This is a genomic window from Pseudomonas sp. FW306-02-D09B, assembly GCF_058782685.1.
Genome location: NZ_JBYSXY010000002.1, coordinates 61349 through 78812 on the forward strand (window position 1 = coordinate 61349; position 17464 = coordinate 78812).

Genomic DNA, 17464 nt, shown 5'->3' on the forward strand with positions numbered 1-17464 from the left:
GTCTGCTGGGAGGGGTGACTTGTTTGCGACTGTTGCACAGCCGAGCGGGAGCAAGCTCCCTCGCCACATGGTTGACTCAATACAAATCAACCGGATCGACATCCAAAGACCAGCGCACCGCCCGCCCGCTCGGCATCTGTTCCAGCGCCAGCAACCAGGCACTCAACAATCGATGCAGCGGCGCCCGTGCCGTGGCTTGCAACAATAATTGCGCACGATAGCGTCCAGCCCGACGCTCCATCGGCGCCGGCACCGGCCCCAGCAATTCGATGCCGGTCAGGGTGTGTTCGGCCAATAATCGCTCCGCCTCGCTGCAGGCTTCATCGAGGAAACTTTCGGCCTGCCCCGGTTTGTGCGCTTCGGCCCGCAACAGCGCCAGGTGCGCGAACGGCGGTAGCCCGGCGGAACGACGTTCGCTCAAGGCCTGCTCGGCAAAGGCGAAATAACCTTGCTCGGTCAGTTGCACCAACAACGGGTGGTCAGCCAGGTGAGTCTGGATGATCACTTTGCCCGGCTCTTCGGCGCGACCGGCACGTCCCGCCACCTGCACGATCAACTGAGCCATGCGCTCGCTGGCGCGGAAATCACCGGAGAACAGTCCGCCGTCGGCATCGAGAATCGACACCAGCGTCACCCGTGGAAAGTGATGCCCTTTGGCGAGCATCTGCGTGCCCACCAGAATGCACGGCTGACCTTTCTGAATGGTCGCGAACAGCTGATTCATCGCGTCTTTACGCGAGGTGCTGTCGCGGTCGACCCGCAATACCGGGTAGTCCGGGAACAGAATGCCCAAACGCTCTTCGGCGCGTTCGGTGCCGGCACCCACGGGGCGCAAATCGACCTTGCCGCATTTCGGGCAGTGCCGAGGGACGCGTTCAACGTAGCCGCAATGGTGGCAACGCAGCTCGCCGGAACGCTGGTGGACGGTCATTCGCGCATCGCAGCGCTGGCACTCGGACATCCAGCCGCAGTCGTGACAGAGCAGGGTGGGCGCAAAGCCGCGACGGTTGAGAAAGACCAATACTTGCTGGCCAGCGGCGAGGGTCTGGCCGATCGCCTGCTGCATCGGCCCGGAAATGCCGCTGTCCAGCGGGCGGCTTTTGACGTCCAGCCGCAGGAAACGGGGTTGTTTCGCCCCGCCGGCGCGCTCGTTCAGGCGCAGCAGTCCGTAACGACCGGTGTAGGCGTTGTGCAGGCTTTCCAGTGACGGCGTCGCCGAGCCAAGGACAATCGGGATGTTTTCCTGTCGTGCTCGGACCAATGCCAGATCGCGGGCGTGATAGCGCAAACCTTCCTGCTGTTTATAAGAGCCGTCGTGCTCTTCATCGATGATGATCAGCCCGGGGTTTTTCATCGGTGTGAACAGCGCCGAGCGGGTGCCGATAATAATGTCGGCCTCGCCATCCCGGGCCGCGAGCCAGGATTCCAGCCGTTCGCGGTCATTGACGGCCGAATGCACCAGGGCAATACGCGCATTGAAGCGCTGTTCGAAGCGCGCCAGGGTTTGCGGCCCGAGGTTGATTTCGGGGATCAACACCAGAGCCTGCTTGCCGGCCTCAAGGGTTTCATGGATCAGCTGCAAATAGACTTCGGTCTTGCCGCTACCAGTGACCCCGGCCAGCAGGAACGCATGAAAACTGTCGAAACCTGCGCGGATCGCTTCATACGCGGCGCGCTGCTCCGGGTTCAGCGGCAGCTCCGGTTGCGCCAGCCAGTGTTCGTGACGTTCTCCGGGGGCGTGTTTGCGGATATCCACTTGCACCAGTTCTTTGGCCAGCAGCAGGTCGAGGCTGTCCTTGCTCAACATCAACTTGCTCAGCAACTGATGGGCAACGCCATGCGGATGCTGGGCCAGCGTTGCCAAGGCTTCGCGCTGACGTGGCGCGCGGGCGATACGCGGATCATCCAGTTTCGCGCCCGGGGTCACCGACCAGAAGCGCTCCTGACGCGCCTCGGCCAGTTCGCCCTGGCGTAACAGCACCGGCAGCGCCCAACTCAAGGTGTCGCCGAGGCTGTGCTGGTAATACTGGGACGTCCACAGGCACAACTTGAACAGTGATGCCGGTAGCGGTGGAGTGGCATCGAGCAGCGCCAGTGCCGGTTTGAGTTTGTCGGCCGGGACTTCGCTGTGGCTGGTGACTTCCACCAGGATCCCGATCATCTCGCGGCGGCCGAACGGCACCCGCAACCGCATGCCCGGGTGCAAATGCGCGCGCAGGACTCCCGCCGGGGCACGGTAGTCGAACAGGCGGCGCAGGGGCGAAGGCAGGGCGAGGCGCAAAATGGCGTCGGGCACGCGGGGGGATCTCATTGAGCAGGCGGTAAAGAAGGGCCGGAGCCTAGCAGACGACTGGATTAGTGTCCTCTATTAGGAAAGTGTTCACTTGCCAGAATCGAACAGTCTTTTCTGATGGAGGGCACTTTGGACAGCTTGCGTGATTGTAAAGGTCTGGTAGAATCCGCGGCCTAATTACGTGCGGTATTCAACAATAGTGTTGAGTGGCGGCACGCTAGCCCGAGGAAGACACCATGAAAGCCGATATCCATCCAACATACGAAATCACCGCAGTTACCTGCAGCTGTGGCAACAAGTTCGAAACTCGTTCGAACCTGGCCAAGCCTCTGGCGATCGACGTATGCAACGAGTGCCACCCGTTCTACACCGGTAAGCAGAAGACTCTGGATACTGGCGGCCGTGTACAGAAGTTCGCCGATCGTTTCGGTGCTTTTGGCAAAAAAGCCTAAGACTGATCATGTTGGAAAGTCGATTAGACTTCTCCAGACTGATGAAAAAGGCGCCCCTAGCGGGCGCCTTTTTTATGTCCGCGATTTGGCTCTCCAGCGCCCAGGCCCTCTGTCCTGCGCCAGCCAGTCAGCTGGAAGCTGTCAGCGTGCAGCGCGTGGTGGATGGCGACACGGTGCGCCTGCGCGACGGCCGCAGTGTGCGCATGATCGGTTTGAATACCCCGGAACTGGGCAAGAAAGGTCGCTCCGACGAACCTTTCGCTGCGGCTGCACGCACGCGTCTGGAAGCGTTGGTGGCGGCAAGCGACGGACGGTTGGGTTTGCTGGCGGGACAAGAAGGCAAGGATCGTTACGGGCGCACCCTGGCCCATCTTTACAGCGCCAACGGTGACAATCTCGAAGCGCAGATGCTTGCCGAGGGGCTTGGTTACCTGGTGGCAGTGGCGCCGAACGTCGATTTTGTCAGTTGCCAACAGACCGCTGAACGCACTGCGCGGCAGGCCCGGCTGGGGTTATGGCGGCAGTCTCCTGTACTGAAAGCGGAACAGATCAACCAATCGGGTTTTGCCGTGCTCAGTGGGCGTGTGAGCAAGGTTCAGCGCAATCGTGGCGGAATTTGGATCGAGTTGCAGGATTCGGTTGTATTGCGCGTTGCACCCAATCTACTCGGTCAATTCGATCTGGCGGCTCTGGAGCGGCTCAACGGCAAGCAGATCGAGGCGCGTGGCTGGGTGCTCGATCGCTCACGGCGTGGTGGTCTGGATTCCGGCGAGGCGCGCTGGTTGTTGCCATTGACCCATCCGGCCATGCTGCAAGCAGTGCCGTAAAAAGAAATTGTCGACATTTTTTAAGTCGATTGTGAACAGTTGAGCCCTTGTGTTCCGTGGCTCTTGGCCCAAAGTCGTAGGGTAGGGCGCTTGACAGGGGTGACCGGTCAGTCTTGTGGGGACTTTGCGACGCGAGTATCCTCGGCGGTCCGTCGTTCAACAGTAAAAGCGGAATGCCCACATGTCTGATTTGAAAACTGCCGCTCTCGAATATCACGCCCATCCTCGTCCAGGTAAGCTGAGTGTCGAGCTCACCAAGGCCACCGCTACCGCCCGCGATCTGTCGCTGGCCTACAGCCCCGGCGTAGCCGAACCAGTACGCGAAATCGCCCGCGATCCTGAACTGGCCTACAAATACACCGGCAAGGGCAACCTGGTTGCAGTCATTTCCGATGGCACCGCGATTCTCGGCCTGGGTAACCTTGGCCCATTGGCTTCCAAGCCGGTGATGGAAGGTAAAGGCGTGCTGTTCAAGCGCTTCGCCGGTATCGACGTGTTCGACATCGAAGTCGACTCCGAAAGCCCGCAAGCCTTCATCGACACCGTCAAGCGTATCTCCATCACCTTCGGTGGCATCAACCTGGAAGACATCAAGGCACCCGAGTGCTTTGAGATCGAACGTGCTCTGATCGAGCAGTGCGACATTCCGGTGTTCCACGATGACCAGCACGGCACCGCGATCGTGACCGCTGCCGGCATGATCAACGCCCTGGAAATCGCTGGTAAAACCCTGCCGGAAGCCAAGATCGTCTGCCTGGGCGCTGGCGCTGCCGCTATCTCCTGCATGAAGTTGCTGGTGAGCATGGGTGCCAAGATCGAAAACATCTTCATGGTTGACCGTACCGGCGTGATCCACTCCGAGCGTGACGACCTGAACCAGTACAAGGCTGTCTTCGCTCACGCGACCGACAAGCGCACGCTGACTGACGCCCTGAAAGGCGCAGACGTGTTCGTTGGCCTGTCCGGTCCGAACCTGCTGAGCGCTGAAAACCTGATGCTGATGGCGGCCAACCCGATCGTGTTCGCGTGCTCGAACCCTGATCCGGAAATCGCCCCGGAACTGGCTCACGCCACCCGTAACGACGTGATCATGGCGACCGGCCGTTCGGACTACCCGAACCAGGTGAACAACGTACTGGGCTTCCCGTTCATTTTCCGTGGTGCTCTGGACGTTCGCGCCAAGCGCATCAACGAAGAAATGAAAGTGGCTGCGGCCAACGCTCTGCGTGAATTGGCCAAGCTGCCAGTGCCTCAGGAAGTGTGTGACGCTTACGGTGGCATCAAGCTGGAGTTCGGTCGTGAGTACATCATTCCGAAGCCAATGGATGCTCGTTTGATCACTGTGATCTCGGATGCTGTGGCCAAGGCTGCGATCGAGACGGGTGTGGCGACTCTGCCGTATCCAAAGAACTACCCGCTGAAAAGCGTGGATGACGTGTTCAACGGCTAAGCCGTTGTAGCGCTTCAACAGAAAGCCCCGGCTCTTGTGAGTCGGGGCTTTTTTGTATCTGTCTTTCGCAGATGTACCCCAACCAAACCTGTAGGACCTGAGCTTGCTCGCGAAGGCGGCCTGACAGCCGACCAATCTGCTGCAGATGTACGCAGTTCTACTGTGGGAGCCGAGCTTGCTCGCGATGGCGGCCTGACAGCCGACCAGTCTCTCGCAAGTGTACATATCCATTCCTGCGGTAACGGCCACTTAGGGTTCCGCTCTTACAGCGGGTCACTTTGGCAAACGCCCCAAAGTAACCAAAAGTCTTCGCCCCAAGCGTACGGCACCTCGCCTAGGCTCGGCGTTCCCTCACTCCGGTGTCCATCAGGGGGCATCGCCTACGGTCTGCTTCGCGACGACCTCCTCTCGATGTGTCCGGCTGCGCCGTACGGCGCTGCGCGCCCACCCCCTGATGAACACCTGCGCTCGGCCTTCCGATAGGGGCGGGTGGATCAAGATCAACAGCAAAGCACGGCGGCCTACCGGCCGGCCTGAGTGGTTGGGGCGTGTGCGGCTTCAGAAGCTGATCGTTCCCACGCGCAGCAAAGGAATGCCGCCAGGGACGCTCCGCGTTCCGCTTCACGAGCTGAAGGGGAGCGTGGGAACGATCATTTGTGTAATGCCCGTAGGATGAGGCCGGAACTTGATGACAGCATCACGGGCAACGTAGAAATCTCCGACAAGCCTTTAAGGTTGCCCCTCGGAAGCGTGGCCTCTAGCCTTTGATCGTCGCTGCCAATTCAGCGACAGGGTGTGAGAACCCAGGAAATTCTGTAGGCGCAAAGCGCTGGCTCTACCATAATCGTCGCCGACGTTTTTCGTCTGCGCCATGCATTATGGCGGCTGTGTGCGGGCAGACTTAGGTCTGGCCGGGTGCCTACGACCGGTATTCTCACCCCGTTCACAGCTGCCACCTCTTCGCCGAGTGAGACCGGCAAGTCGTGGCTCCCACTACCGTAGGAGCTCCATCATGATCAAAGAAACTCCCAATCCGCCCGAACACGACGACGTCTCCCCCTACGAATCCCTCGATTCAAAAAAGCTCCACGACGCTGCGCACCGCGCCCTCGATCACTACCTGAAACCCACCCTCGCCAAACTGCGCTTCAGCGACCTGCGCTCAGACCGCTTGTTCAGTGTTTCACCCGACGTGGGCCTCGAAAGCCTGTTGGCCAATGCCTCGGAAGATCTGGCCTCGGTCAAGGTCATGGCCGCGGACCTGGCATTCGAGATCGAGGGTTCGCGCCGCAGTGTGGCGCTGGCGATTTGCCGGATGGTCGATGGCGCTTTGTTGTTGGTGGACAAGGCGCTGGATGACTACAACCCGTCGGAGTCGGACCAGTTTTACGTCAAAGAATAGAAGCGCGAAGTCCAGAAACTAAAAAGCCCCGCCTTCAAACGAAGAGCGGGGCTTTTTGTTGGGGCTGCGCGATCAGAACAGGTCGATCGGCGCCGCTTCGTCCGCGGGCAGTGGGCTGCCCGGTGCATTGCCGTTGCCCAGTTCGTTGATCGATGGCGGGGAGTCTTCGGACTTGAACAGCTCGAAGTAGGCGCCAGGCGTGCTTGGGGTGGCCGCACGGCCGCTGACCGGGTCAACCCGCAGGCTGAGGATGCCTTCCGGCTCGGCCTGGGTATGCGGTGGTTTGCCTTTGAGCGCGGCGCTCATGTAGTTCATCCAGATCGGCAGCGCCACGGTGCCGCCGAACTCGCGCTTGCCGAGGCTTTCCGGTTGGTCGAAACCGGTCCAGACCGTGGTCACGTAATCGGCGTTGTAGCCCGAGAACCAGGCGTCCTTGGATTCGTTGGTGGTCCCGGTCTTGCCCGCGATGTCGCTGCGGCCCATGGACAGGGCGCGACGTCCGGTACCGAGCTTGATCACGTCTTCGAGCATGCTGTTGAGAATGAAGGTGGTGCGCCCGTCGATGATCCGTTCTGCGACGGCCGGTGCTTGTACGGTGGTTTGCGCTGCCGGGGCTTCACCTGGCGTCGGGTTGACCGTAAAGGTGTTGCTCACCGGCGCTGCAATCCCGTTGCTGGCGATATCGCCCTTCGGCACGCTTGGCGGGTTGGCGACGAACAGCGTGTCACCGTTGCGGCTTTCGATCTTGTCGATGATGTACGGGGTGATCTTGTAGCCGCCGTTGGCAAAGGTGCTCCAGCCGGTGGCGATTTCCATTGGCGTCAGCGTTGCGGTGCCCAGGGCCAGCGACAGGTTGCGCGGCAGGTCCTGCTTGTTGAAACCGAACTTGCTGATGTAGTCGATGGTGCGATCGACGCCCAGCGCCTGGAGCAGGCGGATCGACACCAGGTTGCGCGACTTGTAGAGCGCTTCACGCATGCGGATCGGGCCGAGGAAGGTGTTGGTGTCGTTCTTCGGACGCCAGACCTTGTCCAGGTACTCGTCGACGAACACGATCGGGGCGTCGTTGACCAGCGTTGCCGGGGTGTAGCCGTTATCCAGCGCAGCGCTGTAGACGAATGGCTTGAAGCTCGAGCCCGGCTGGCGCTTGGCCTGCATGGCGCGGTTGTAGTTGCTCTGCTCGAACGCGAAGCCGCCGACCAGCGCGCGGATGGCGCCGTTTTGCGGGTCCAGCGAAACCAGTGCGCTTTGGGCGACCGGAATCTGGCTGAACTTCAGGGCGTTGTCCGCTTGGCGCTGTACGCGAATCAGGTCACCGACCTGGGCGACGTCCGATGGCTGCTTCGGTGCCGGGCCCATGCTGTTGGTGTTCAGGAACGGGCGCGCCCATTTCATGCTGTCCCAGCTGACATGTTCTTCGCCGTTGCGGGTCAGGACCTGCACGCCGTTTTTCTCGATCAGAGTGACGATGGCTGGTTCCAGGCCGCTGATGGTGCGCTGTTTGGTCAGTTCCGTGGCCCAGGCAGCAGGCGTTTTGCCTGGCAGGCGGGATTCAGGGCCGCGATAGCCGTGACGCTGGTCGTAGGTGATCAAGCCTTCATGGACGGCGGTGTTGGCCATTTCCTGAAGGTTGCTCGGCACGGTGGTGGTGACGCGGAAACCTTCGGTGTAGGCATCGCTGCCATAACGACCGACCATTTCGGCACGGGCCATTTCGGCGATGTACGGCGCGTTCACTTCCGGCGTCGGCACGTGATAGCTGGCGTTCAGCGGCTCGTTGATCGCGGCCTGATACGCCGCTTCGTCAATTTTCCCGAGCTTGTACATGCGGCCCAGGATCCAGTCGCGACGTTCTTTGCTGCGCGCCGGGTTGGCCAGCGGGTTGAAGCGCGAAGGGGCTTTCGGCAGGCCGGCGATCATCGCCATCTGCGCCAGGCTGACGTCGCGGATCGACTTGCCGTAATACACCTGCGCCGCCGCCTCGATGCCGTAGGCGCGGTTGCCCAGATAGATCTTGTTCACGTAGAGCTCAAGGATCTCGTCCTTGGTCAGCTGACGCTCGATTTGCAGGGCCAGGAGGATTTCCGTGGTCTTGCGCGAGAAGCTGCGCTCGCTGGTGAGGAAGAAGTTCTTCGCCACCTGCATGGTGATGGTGCTGCCGCCGGATTGAATGTGTCCGCTTTTGACCAGTTGGCTCGCGGCACGCATCAGGCTGCTGGGGTCGACGCCATAGTGATTGGCGAAGTTGTCGTCTTCGGCACTGAGTAACGCATTGATGAAATTCGGTGGGATGTCGGCGAAGCGGATCGGTGTGCGGCGCATTTCGCCAAACTCGGCGATCAATTTGCCGTCGCTGCTGTAGACCCGCAAAGGAATCTGCAACTGAATGCTTCTCAGCGCCTCCACGGATGGCAATCCCGGACTAAGGTAAAGAAAAGCGCCGCTCAGACCGAGGAGCAGTCCGCAGAAAACGGCGACGATGGACCACCCGAAAAATTTCAGCAGACGAATCAAGGCTTTTGGACATCCAGGGTAAAGAATGAATTAGGCGTCAGGGCATTCAAGGTAAGCAAGGGTCGACCCGCGCTTGAGAAAGCGGAAAAAACGCTGGCCATTATAAGCATTTTTCCGCCAAAAGCGCATTTGGCGCCTCTGTCAAGACGCAGCTATTGAACGCAATGAATCATAAAGAGTCCGTAACTCACGGATAGTCATAGGGAATTGCAAGTGCTGGGACTCTTCAATAAAAAAAGCCGCACGCTTTTGGGGATCGATATCAGCTCCACTTCGGTGAAGCTTCTCGAGCTAAGCCGTGCAGGCAATCGATACCGGGTCGAAGCCTACGCGGTAGAGCCGCTGCCGACCAACGCCGTGGTCGAGAAAAATATCGCCGAACTCGAAGGCGTCGGGCAGGCGTTGTCCCGGGTGTTGCTCAAGGCCAAAACCAGCGTCAAGAGTGTCGCGGTGGCGGTTGCCGGATCGGCGGTCATCACCAAGATCATCGAAATGGACGCCGGGCTTTCCCCCGATGAAATGGAAAATCAGCTGAAGATTGAAGCTGACCAGTACATCCCCTATCCCCTCGAAGAAGTCGCCATCGATTTTGAAGTGCAGGGCGTCTCCCGGCGTAATCCCGAGCGGGTCGACGTATTGCTGGCGGCCTGTCGCAAGGAAAACGTCGAAGTTCGCGAAGCCGCGCTGGCCCTTGCCGGCCTGACCGCACGGGTCGTCGATGTCGAGGCGTACGCTCTGGAGCGTTCATTCGGCTTGCTGACGGCACAGTTGGCCGGCGTGACCGAGCGCTCGACGGTAGCCGTGGTCGACATCGGCGCCACCATGACCACCTTGAGCGTGCTGTCCAACGGCCGAATCATCTACACCCGCGAGCAGTTGTTCGGCGGTCGTCAGTTGACGGAGGAAATCCAGCGCCGCTATGGCATGACGGTTGAACAGGCCGGTCTTGGAAAAAAACAGGGTGGCTTGCCTGAAGACTACGTCAGCGAAGTCCTGCAACCGTTCCGCGAGGCGCTGGTGCAGCAGGTTTCGCGATCGTTGCAGTTCTTTTTCGCCTCGGGTCAGTACAACGCGATCGACTACATCCTGCTGGCCGGTGGCACAGCCTCGGTCACCGGGCTGGATCGACTGATCGAGCAACGCTTGGGCACGCCGACGCAGGTGGCCAATCCGTTTGCGGACATGACATTGAGCAGCAAGGTCAATGCCGGCGCCCTGGCTAGTGATGCGCCGGCGCTGATGATCGCCTGCGGCCTGGCGTTGAGGAGTTTCGACTGATGGCGCGGATCAATCTTCTCCCTTGGCGCGAAGAGCTGCGTGAGGAGCGTCGCAAGCGCTTCCTGTTGGGGTTGGCCGGCGCGCTGGCGGCGGCGGTCGGGGTAATTTTGCTGGGTGATCACGCCATCAGCAGTGCGATTGATCGACAGGTCGCCCGCAACGATTACGTCGGCAAACAGATCGCCGTGCTGGATGACCGGATCAAGCAGATCAGCGATCTGAAAACCCGTCGTCGGCAACTCGTGGAGCGGATGCGGATCATCCAGGACTTGCAAGGCAATCGATCGGTCAGCGCACGTATTTTCGATCAACTGGCGCGCAGGCTGCCGGACGGGGTGTATTTCACCGACGTGAAGCTGGTCGATAAAACGCTGTCCATCAGCGGGGCGGCAGAGTCGAACAATCGCGTCTCGGAGTTGTTGCGCAACCTCGATGCCTCCGACCGGTTCGAGTCGCCGAACCTGACCGAGGTCAAAGCGACCACGGCCGGCGCGCTGGATCAGGCCAACGTGTTTCAGTTGACCGTTCGTCAGTCTCAACCGGCCGCAGCGGAGGACGCGAAATGAGCCCGTCCCAATGGTTCGAGGGGTTGCGCAAGGTCGATATCAACGACCTGGACCTGAACAACATAGGCTCCTGGCCCACGGCGATCAAAGGCCTGGCCAGCGGGCTGCTGATCGTGCTGGTGCTGGCGCTGGGTTACAGCTTTTACCTCAAGGATCTTGAAGATCAGCTTGAGCAGGCCCGCGCCGGGGAAGCCACCCTCAAGGAGCAGTTCGCGAGCAAGGCGCACATGGCGGCCAATCTGGAGCGCTACATCGAGCAGATGAAAGCAATGGAAACCTCCTTCGGCGTGCTCCTGCGGCAGTTACCCGGCGATACCGAGGTGCCCGGTCTGCTGGAAGATATCACTCGCACCGGATTGGGCAGCGGGCTGGAGTTTGAAGAGATCAAGCTGCTGCCGGAAGTCGCCCAGCAGTTCTACATCGAGTTACCGATCCAGATCACTGTCACTGGCGCCTACCATGACCTGGCGACCTTCGTCAGTGGCGTCGCCAACCTCCCGCGGATCGTCACCCTGCACGATTTCAACGTCGAGCCGGTTGTTCCGGGCAGCGGCGCGAAACTGCGCATGAACATCCTGGCCAAGACTTACCGCTACAACGACAAGGGGCTGCAGAAATGAACGCGGCCCGATGGTTTTCGCTGGCTGTGCTGCTGGGAGGGCTTGCCGGTTGTGGCAACGGTAACGACTTCAGCGATCTGGACGCCTACATGAACGAGGTGCGTCTGCATCCGCCCGGCAAGATCGAGCCGGTGCCGACGTTCAGGTCCTACGAGACATTCACTTACAGTGCTGCGTCGTTGCGCAGTCCGTTTTCACCGCAGATCAGGGTCGACCTTGCAGGTCGAAAACCGGGGGCACGCAACGTCAAGCCCGATCCGAACCGGGTCAAGCAATACCTTGAAGGTTTCAACATCGAGCAGTTTGAAATGGTCGGCACTATTTCCAATGCGTCCGGCGCCTTTGCGCTGCTGCGCGGTGCCGGTGGGGTGCATCGGCTGAAGGTCGGTGACTACCTGGGGCGCAACGATGGCCGGATCGTGGCCATCAGCGACTCGCAAGTCGATGTGGTCGAAATCGTTCCCGATGGCCAAGGTGCCTGGCTGGAGCGAGCGCGGACTATTCCTTTGAAAGAGCACTCATAGTGGAACTCGTATCATGAACAGGATCTTCTCAACCCTCGGTTTTTCGCTATGGATGGCGCTGCTTTCTCCGATGGTGCAGGCAGCCAATCTCAAAGCGCTGGATGTCGCCGCGCTGCCGGGTGATCGCATCGAGTTGAAACTGGCTTTCGACGGGCCACCGCCCGCGCCTCATGGCTATACCACCGATCAGCCAGCACGCATCGCCCTTGATCTGCCGGGTGTGAGCAGCCAACTGGCGAGCAAGACGCGGGATCTGGGAGGCGGCAACGCTCGCAGTGCGACAGTGGTCGAGGCCAAGGACCGCACCCGTTTGATCATCAACCTGACGCAGTTGACGCCTTACAGCACGCGAGTCGAGGGCAATACGCTGTTCGTGGTGGTTGGGCAGGCTGCTGCCGCTCAGAAACCCAGGCCAGCGGCACCGCGAGTGGCGAGCGCCATGCCAGTGGCCGCCAAGACTTATGCTCCCGTGAGCAAGGCCATTCGCGGCGTGGACTTTCAACGCGGTGAGCAGGGTGAAGGCAATGTCGTCATTGACTTGTCAGACCCCGGTATCAGCCCGGACATCCAGGAGCGTGACGGCAAGATCATTCTCACCTTCGCCAAAACCCAGTTGCCCGAACGGTTGCGGGTTCGCCTGGACGTCAAGGATTTCGCCACGCCGGTGCAGTTCGTCAACGCCAGTGCGTCTGCCGATAAAGCGAGCATCAGCATCGAGCCCAGTGGTACATACGAATATTCGACCTACCAGACCGACAACAAGCTGACCGTCAGTGTCCGCCCGATGACTGTCGACGATCTGCAGAAGCGCAACGCAGATCGTTTCGCCTACAGCGGTGAGAAGCTGTCGTTGAATTTTCAGGACATCGATGTGCGCTCGGTACTGCAACTGATCGCTGACTTTACCAACCTCAACCTGGTGGCCAGCGACACGGTGCAGGGCGGCATCACCTTGCGCCTGCAAAACGTGCCGTGGGATCAGGCGCTGGATCTGGTGCTCAAGACCAAAGGGTTGGACAAGCGCAAGATCGGTAACGTCTTGCTGGTAGCGCCGGCAGATGAGATTGCCGCCCGCGAGCGCCAGGAGCTGGAGTCGCGCAAACAGATCGCCGAGCTGGCGCCACTGCGCCGTGAGCTGTTGCAGGTCAACTACGCCAAGGCGGCGGATATCGCCAAGCTGTTCCAGTCGGTGACCAGCGCCGAGGCGAAAGTCGACGAGCGTGGTTCGATCACTGTCGACGAGCGAACCAACAACATCATCGCCTACCAGACCCAGGATCGCCTGGATGAGCTACGGCGAATCGTCGCTCAGCTGGATATTCCAGTGCGTCAGGTGATGATCGAGGCGCGGATCGTCGAAGCCAACGTCGACTACGACAAAAGCCTCGGCGTGCGTTGGGGCGGCTCGGTCCGCAACAAGGGTAACTGGAATGCCTCCGGGGTCAGCAACGGGGCCAACGCCTCATCGACCATTGGTACACCGGGCAGCACCAGCACCAACTCACCGTTCGTCGATATGGGCGCGGCAGGGAATACATCGGGGATCGGCATCGCCTTCATCACCGATAACGTGTTGCTGGACCTTGAGCTGACGGCCATGGAGAAGACCGGTAACGGGGAAATCGTCTCTCAACCCAAAGTGGTCACCTCCGACAAGGAAACCGCGAAGATCCTCAAGGGTACGGAAATCCCCTATCAGGAAGCCAGCTCCAGCGGCGCGACATCGGTGGCGTTCAAGGAGGCCTCGCTGTCTCTGGAGGTGACGCCGCAGATCACCCCGGATAACCGCATCATCATGGAGGTCAAGGTCACCAAGGATGAGCCGGACTACCTGAACAAAGTGCAGGATGTGCCGCCGATCAAGAAGAACGAGGTCAATGCCAAGGTACTGGTCAACGATGGCGAAACCATCGTCATTGGTGGGGTTTTCTCAAATACTCAGAGCAAGGTTGTAGATAAGGTGCCATTTCTCGGTGATGTGCCGTATCTTGGCCGCCTTTTCCGGCGTGACGTGGTGTCGGAGAAAAAATCCGAGCTGCTGGTATTTCTCACTCCGCGTATCATGAATAACCAGGCGATTGCTGTGAGTCATTGATTCTGTGCGAAATTTGATTCTTGTTGGGCCGATGGGTGCTGGAAAAAGCACCATCGGTCGCTTGTTGGCCAAAGAGCTGCGCCTGCCGTTCAAGGATTCCGATAAGGAAATTGAATTGCGCACGGGCGCCAATATCCCGTGGATCTTCGACAAAGAAGGCGAACCCGGCTTTCGCGACCGCGAGCAGGCGATGATCGCCGAGCTGTGCGCGCTTGATGGCGTGGTGCTGGCGACGGGTGGTGGCGCAGTGATGCGCGAAGCCAATCGTCGGGCGCTGCATGCTGGCGGGCGCGTGGTGTATCTGCATGCGTCCGTTGAGCAGCAGGTCGGGCGCACCGCGCGCGATCGCAATCGTCCTCTGTTGCGCACCGCCGATCCGGCAAAAACCCTCCGTGATCTGCTGGCATTACGCGATCCGCTGTATCGGGAGATCGCCGACCTGGTGGTGGAAACCGATGAGCGGCCGCCGCGGATGGTGGTCCTGGACATCCTGGAGCGCTTGCAGCAGCTGCCTCCCCGTTAATGCGCAGGACGAAATGCGCTATCCTCGGCTCCGGTCATGACCGTTCGAAGGTGTGGCGCATGACGAACGGGCAGCGTCACACACGCAGATGTTGTCAGTCGATAATGTAAGGCCGGACACCTGATTCCAACTTCACTGTGGGGACACATGCAGACACTTAAGGTCGATTTAGGCGAGCGAAGCTACCCGATCCATATTGGCGAAGGGTTGCTGGATCAGCCCGAACTGCTGGCGCCGCATATCGCCGGGCGGCAAGTCGCGATCATCTCCAACGAGACCGTTGCGCCGCTGTATCTAGAGCGTCTGACCCGCAGCCTTGCACAGTTTTCGGTGATCTCCGTGGTTCTGCCTGACGGTGAAGCCTTCAAGAACTGGGAAACCCTGCAAACCATCTTTGACGGCCTGCTCACCGCTCGCCATGACCGCCGCACCACCGTGATCGCCTTGGGCGGCGGTGTGATAGGCGACATGGCCGGTTTTGCCGCTGCCTGTTACCAACGTGGTGTCGATTTCATCCAGGTTCCGACCACCTTGCTGTCGCAAGTCGACTCTTCGGTGGGCGGCAAGACCGGCATCAACCACCCGTTGGGCAAAAACATGATTGGCGCCTTCTATCAGCCGAACGTCGTGTTGATCGATACCGCAACGCTCAATACCTTGCCGGCTCGCGAGTTGTCGGCGGGTCTGGCGGAAGTCATCAAATACGGGTTGATCTGCGATGAGCCGTTCCTGACCTGGCTCGAAGACAACGTCGATCGCTTGCGGGCACTGGATCAAACGGCCCTGACCTACGCTATCGAACGCTCCTGCGCGGCCAAGGCTGCTGTGGTCGGTGCCGACGAGCGCGAGTCTGGGGTGCGCGCTACGCTCAATTTGGGCCATACCTTCGGCCACGCCATCGAAACCCACATGGGCTATGGTGTCTGGCTACATGGTGAAGCGGTGGCTGCTGGCACTGTAATGGCCTTGGAAATGTCTTCGCGCCTGGGCTGGATCAGCGACCAGGAGCGTGATCGCGGCATTCGCCTGTTCCAGCGGGCCGGGTTGCCGGTCATCCCACCTTCAGTGATGACCGAAGCCGATTTTCTCGAACACATGGCAATTGACAAGAAAGTAATCGACGGTCGTTTGCGACTGGTGTTGTTGCGCCGCATGGGCGAAGCCGTAGTGACCGACGATTATCCGAAAGAGGTTTTACAGGCCACGCTGGGAGCGGATTACCGCGCCCTGGCTCAGCTTAAAGGTTAATAAGATCCCGATGACTAGTTTGCATGCCGACGAGGCGTTCCTCGGCCATTACCAGTTGAGTCACGACCCTTTCGCTCCACGGGTGCCTGGCTTCAAGTTCTTCCCTGCCCAGCGCAAGCCCGTGCTGGGGCAACTGCATCACCTGGCCCGTTACAGCCAGTTGTTGCTGGTGGTTACCGGCCCGCAAGGTAGTGGCAAGACCCTGTTGCGTCAGGCGCTGGTAGCCAGCACCAACAAGCAGTCGGTGCAGAGCGTGGTGGTTTCCGCCCGTGGCGCCGGTGATGCGGCGGGTGTGTTGCGTCAGGTGGCTCAGGCGCTGAACGTTGCCCAGGCTGAAGTCGGTGCGATTCTCAAGCAAGTGGTGCAGCTCGCACTGACCGGTCAGGAAGTCTATTTGCTGGTCGATGACGCCGAGCAGCTCGACGAGTCCGCCCTTGAAGCGCTACTGGCGTTGGCGGCGGGTGCGCCGGAAGGTCGTCCGCACGTGTTCCTGTTCGGTGAGTCGTCGCTGATCGCTGAACTTGAGCAACTGAGCACCGAGGAAGAGCGCTTCCACGTCATCGAACTGCAACCTTACGCCGAAGAAGAAACCCGCGAATACCTGGCCCAGCGACTCGAAGGCGCCGGTCAGGGAATCGAACTTTTCTCTGCGAATCAGATCTCTGAGATACACGAAAGCTCCGATGGATGGCCTGGAAACATCAATCAGGTCGCCCGCGATGCGATGATCGAAGCCATGATTGCTAGCCGCTCAGCGGTCAAGCGTCCAAGTATGGGGTTCAACATGCCGAAGAAACACGTATTGGCGATATCTGCCGTAGTCGTGGTCGCGGTGGCCGCCGCCTGGTTGATGCCGGGTCGCAGCAAGGCACCAGCCACCGGCGCGCCTGCCAATGAGCAGGCGCAATTGCCACTGGGCACACCGAAACCGAATGGTGGTGCTCCGTCGGTCGAGTTCGCCGGTAATACCCAGCCGATGCCATTGCCGCTGGTCGGACAATCGCAGCCGGTTATGCGCGGCCCATTGGCGGAAGCTGCGGGCGGTATCACTGAAGGCGACGACGGCGTGCCAGTCGAAGGCTCCAGCGCCAAACCGCCTACCGTGACCACCACTGCGCCGCCAGCCGGTATTCCGGCCGGTCCGACGCCAGCCCCTGCACCAGCGCCTGCGGCCAAGCCAACGCCAGCGCCGACTCAGGTCGCAACTGCCAAGCCAGCCCCGGCACCTGCGGCCAAACCGGCTCCAGTGGCCAAACCTGCCCCAGTCGCCAAAGCTGTCGAGAAACCGGTCGAGAAGCCGGCGACCGTCGCCAAAGCCGCAACCGGTGGCACCTGGTACGCAGGTCAGGCGCCGGGCAACTATGTGGTGCAAATCCTCGGCACCAGCTCTGAAGCCGCGGCGCAAAACTTCGTCAAGGAGCAGGGCGGCGAGTACCGCTACTTCAAGAAAGTCCTCAACGGCAAGCCGCTTTACGTCATCACTTACGGTAGCTTCGCCAACCGCGATGCAGCCGTTACCGCCATCAAGGCCTTGCCAGCGAAGGTTCAGGCTGGTAAACCTTGGCCTCGCTCTGTCGCCAGCGTCCAACAAGAACTGGCAACAGCTCGCTGAAGATTCGGCGGCCTTACCCAGGCCGCCTCTCCCGGCACCTCAAAATTTCTGCAAGCGCAT

14 protein-coding genes are annotated in these 17464 nt (G+C 60.3%); 12 read left to right on the forward strand and 2 right to left on the reverse strand.

Going from position 1 to position 17464, the window contains the following annotated elements; translation table 11 throughout:
• Window positions 1–76: 76 nt before the first annotated feature.
• Window positions 77–2296 (reverse strand): primosomal protein N', encoded by a 2220-nt coding sequence (locus AC3WK5_RS04615; protein ID WP_103317107.1) that lies wholly within the window; start codon window positions 2294–2296, stop codon window positions 77–79.
• A 233-nt stretch (window positions 2297–2529) separates the two neighbouring features.
• Between AC3WK5_RS04615 and rpmE the strand changes: the two genes are divergently transcribed.
• The 4 genes from rpmE to AC3WK5_RS04635 all read left to right on the forward strand — a co-directional run bounded on the left by rpmE (window position 2530) and on the right by AC3WK5_RS04635 (window position 6424).
• Window positions 2530–2745, forward strand: a complete 216-nt coding sequence (rpmE, locus tag AC3WK5_RS04620) for a 50S ribosomal protein L31 (protein WP_054595223.1) — start codon at window positions 2530–2532, stop codon at window positions 2743–2745.
• An 8-nt stretch (window positions 2746–2753) separates the two neighbouring features.
• On the forward strand, window positions 2754–3572 hold the full coding sequence (locus tag AC3WK5_RS04625; RefSeq protein ID WP_103317109.1) for a thermonuclease family protein: 819 nt from the start codon (window positions 2754–2756) through the stop codon (window positions 3570–3572).
• A gap of 181 nt (window positions 3573–3753) precedes the next feature.
• Window positions 3754–5022, forward strand: coding sequence for a malic enzyme-like NAD(P)-binding protein (locus tag AC3WK5_RS04630; RefSeq protein WP_054595225.1), 1269 nt, complete (start codon window positions 3754–3756; stop codon window positions 5020–5022).
• Window positions 5023–6034: 1012 nt separating this feature from the next.
• Window positions 6035–6424, forward strand: a complete 390-nt coding sequence (locus AC3WK5_RS04635) for a DUF6124 family protein (RefSeq protein WP_054593867.1) — start codon at window positions 6035–6037, stop codon at window positions 6422–6424.
• A gap of 72 nt (window positions 6425–6496) precedes the next feature.
• On the opposite strand, the gene AC3WK5_RS04640 is transcribed toward AC3WK5_RS04635, so the two are convergent.
• The gene (locus AC3WK5_RS04640; protein ID WP_371917632.1) at window positions 6497–8935 is read right to left on the reverse strand and encodes a penicillin-binding protein 1A; all 2439 of its coding nucleotides are present in this window, start codon (window positions 8933–8935) and stop codon (window positions 6497–6499) included.
• 216 nt (window positions 8936–9151) lie between these two features.
• Between AC3WK5_RS04640 and AC3WK5_RS04645 the strand changes: the two genes are divergently transcribed.
• The 8 genes from AC3WK5_RS04645 to AC3WK5_RS04680 all read left to right on the forward strand — a co-directional run bounded on the left by AC3WK5_RS04645 (window position 9152) and on the right by AC3WK5_RS04680 (window position 17404).
• The gene (locus AC3WK5_RS04645; RefSeq protein ID WP_103317112.1) at window positions 9152–10216 is read left to right on the forward strand and encodes a pilus assembly protein PilM; all 1065 of its coding nucleotides are present in this window, start codon (window positions 9152–9154) and stop codon (window positions 10214–10216) included.
• Window positions 10216–10782, forward strand: coding sequence for a PilN domain-containing protein (locus tag AC3WK5_RS04650; RefSeq protein WP_103317115.1), 567 nt, complete (start codon window positions 10216–10218; stop codon window positions 10780–10782). Before AC3WK5_RS04645 ends, AC3WK5_RS04650 begins: the two co-directional genes overlap by 1 nt.
• The gene (gene pilO / locus AC3WK5_RS04655; protein WP_103317118.1) at window positions 10779–11402 is read left to right on the forward strand and encodes a type 4a pilus biogenesis protein PilO; all 624 of its coding nucleotides are present in this window, start codon (window positions 10779–10781) and stop codon (window positions 11400–11402) included. Before AC3WK5_RS04650 ends, pilO begins: the two co-directional genes overlap by 4 nt.
• Window positions 11399–11926, forward strand: coding sequence for a pilus assembly protein PilP (locus tag AC3WK5_RS04660; RefSeq protein WP_054595230.1), 528 nt, complete (start codon window positions 11399–11401; stop codon window positions 11924–11926). The genes pilO and AC3WK5_RS04660 overlap by 4 nt, the downstream gene beginning before the upstream one ends.
• 13 nt (window positions 11927–11939) lie before the next feature.
• Entirely contained in the window at window positions 11940–14021 is a 2082-nt protein-coding gene (locus AC3WK5_RS04665; RefSeq protein WP_103317121.1) for a type IV pilus secretin PilQ, read from the forward strand.
• Between the two features lie 4 nt (window positions 14022–14025).
• The gene (gene aroK, locus AC3WK5_RS04670) at window positions 14026–14544 is read left to right on the forward strand and encodes a shikimate kinase AroK (RefSeq protein WP_054595232.1); all 519 of its coding nucleotides are present in this window, start codon (window positions 14026–14028) and stop codon (window positions 14542–14544) included.
• 147 nt (window positions 14545–14691) lie between these two features.
• The gene (gene aroB / locus AC3WK5_RS04675) at window positions 14692–15792 is read left to right on the forward strand and encodes a 3-dehydroquinate synthase (protein ID WP_054595233.1); all 1101 of its coding nucleotides are present in this window, start codon (window positions 14692–14694) and stop codon (window positions 15790–15792) included.
• A 10-nt stretch (window positions 15793–15802) separates the two neighbouring features.
• On the forward strand, window positions 15803–17404 hold the full coding sequence (locus tag AC3WK5_RS04680) for an AAA family ATPase (RefSeq protein ID WP_103317123.1): 1602 nt from the start codon (window positions 15803–15805) through the stop codon (window positions 17402–17404).
• Window positions 17405–17464 lie beyond the last annotated feature (60 nt).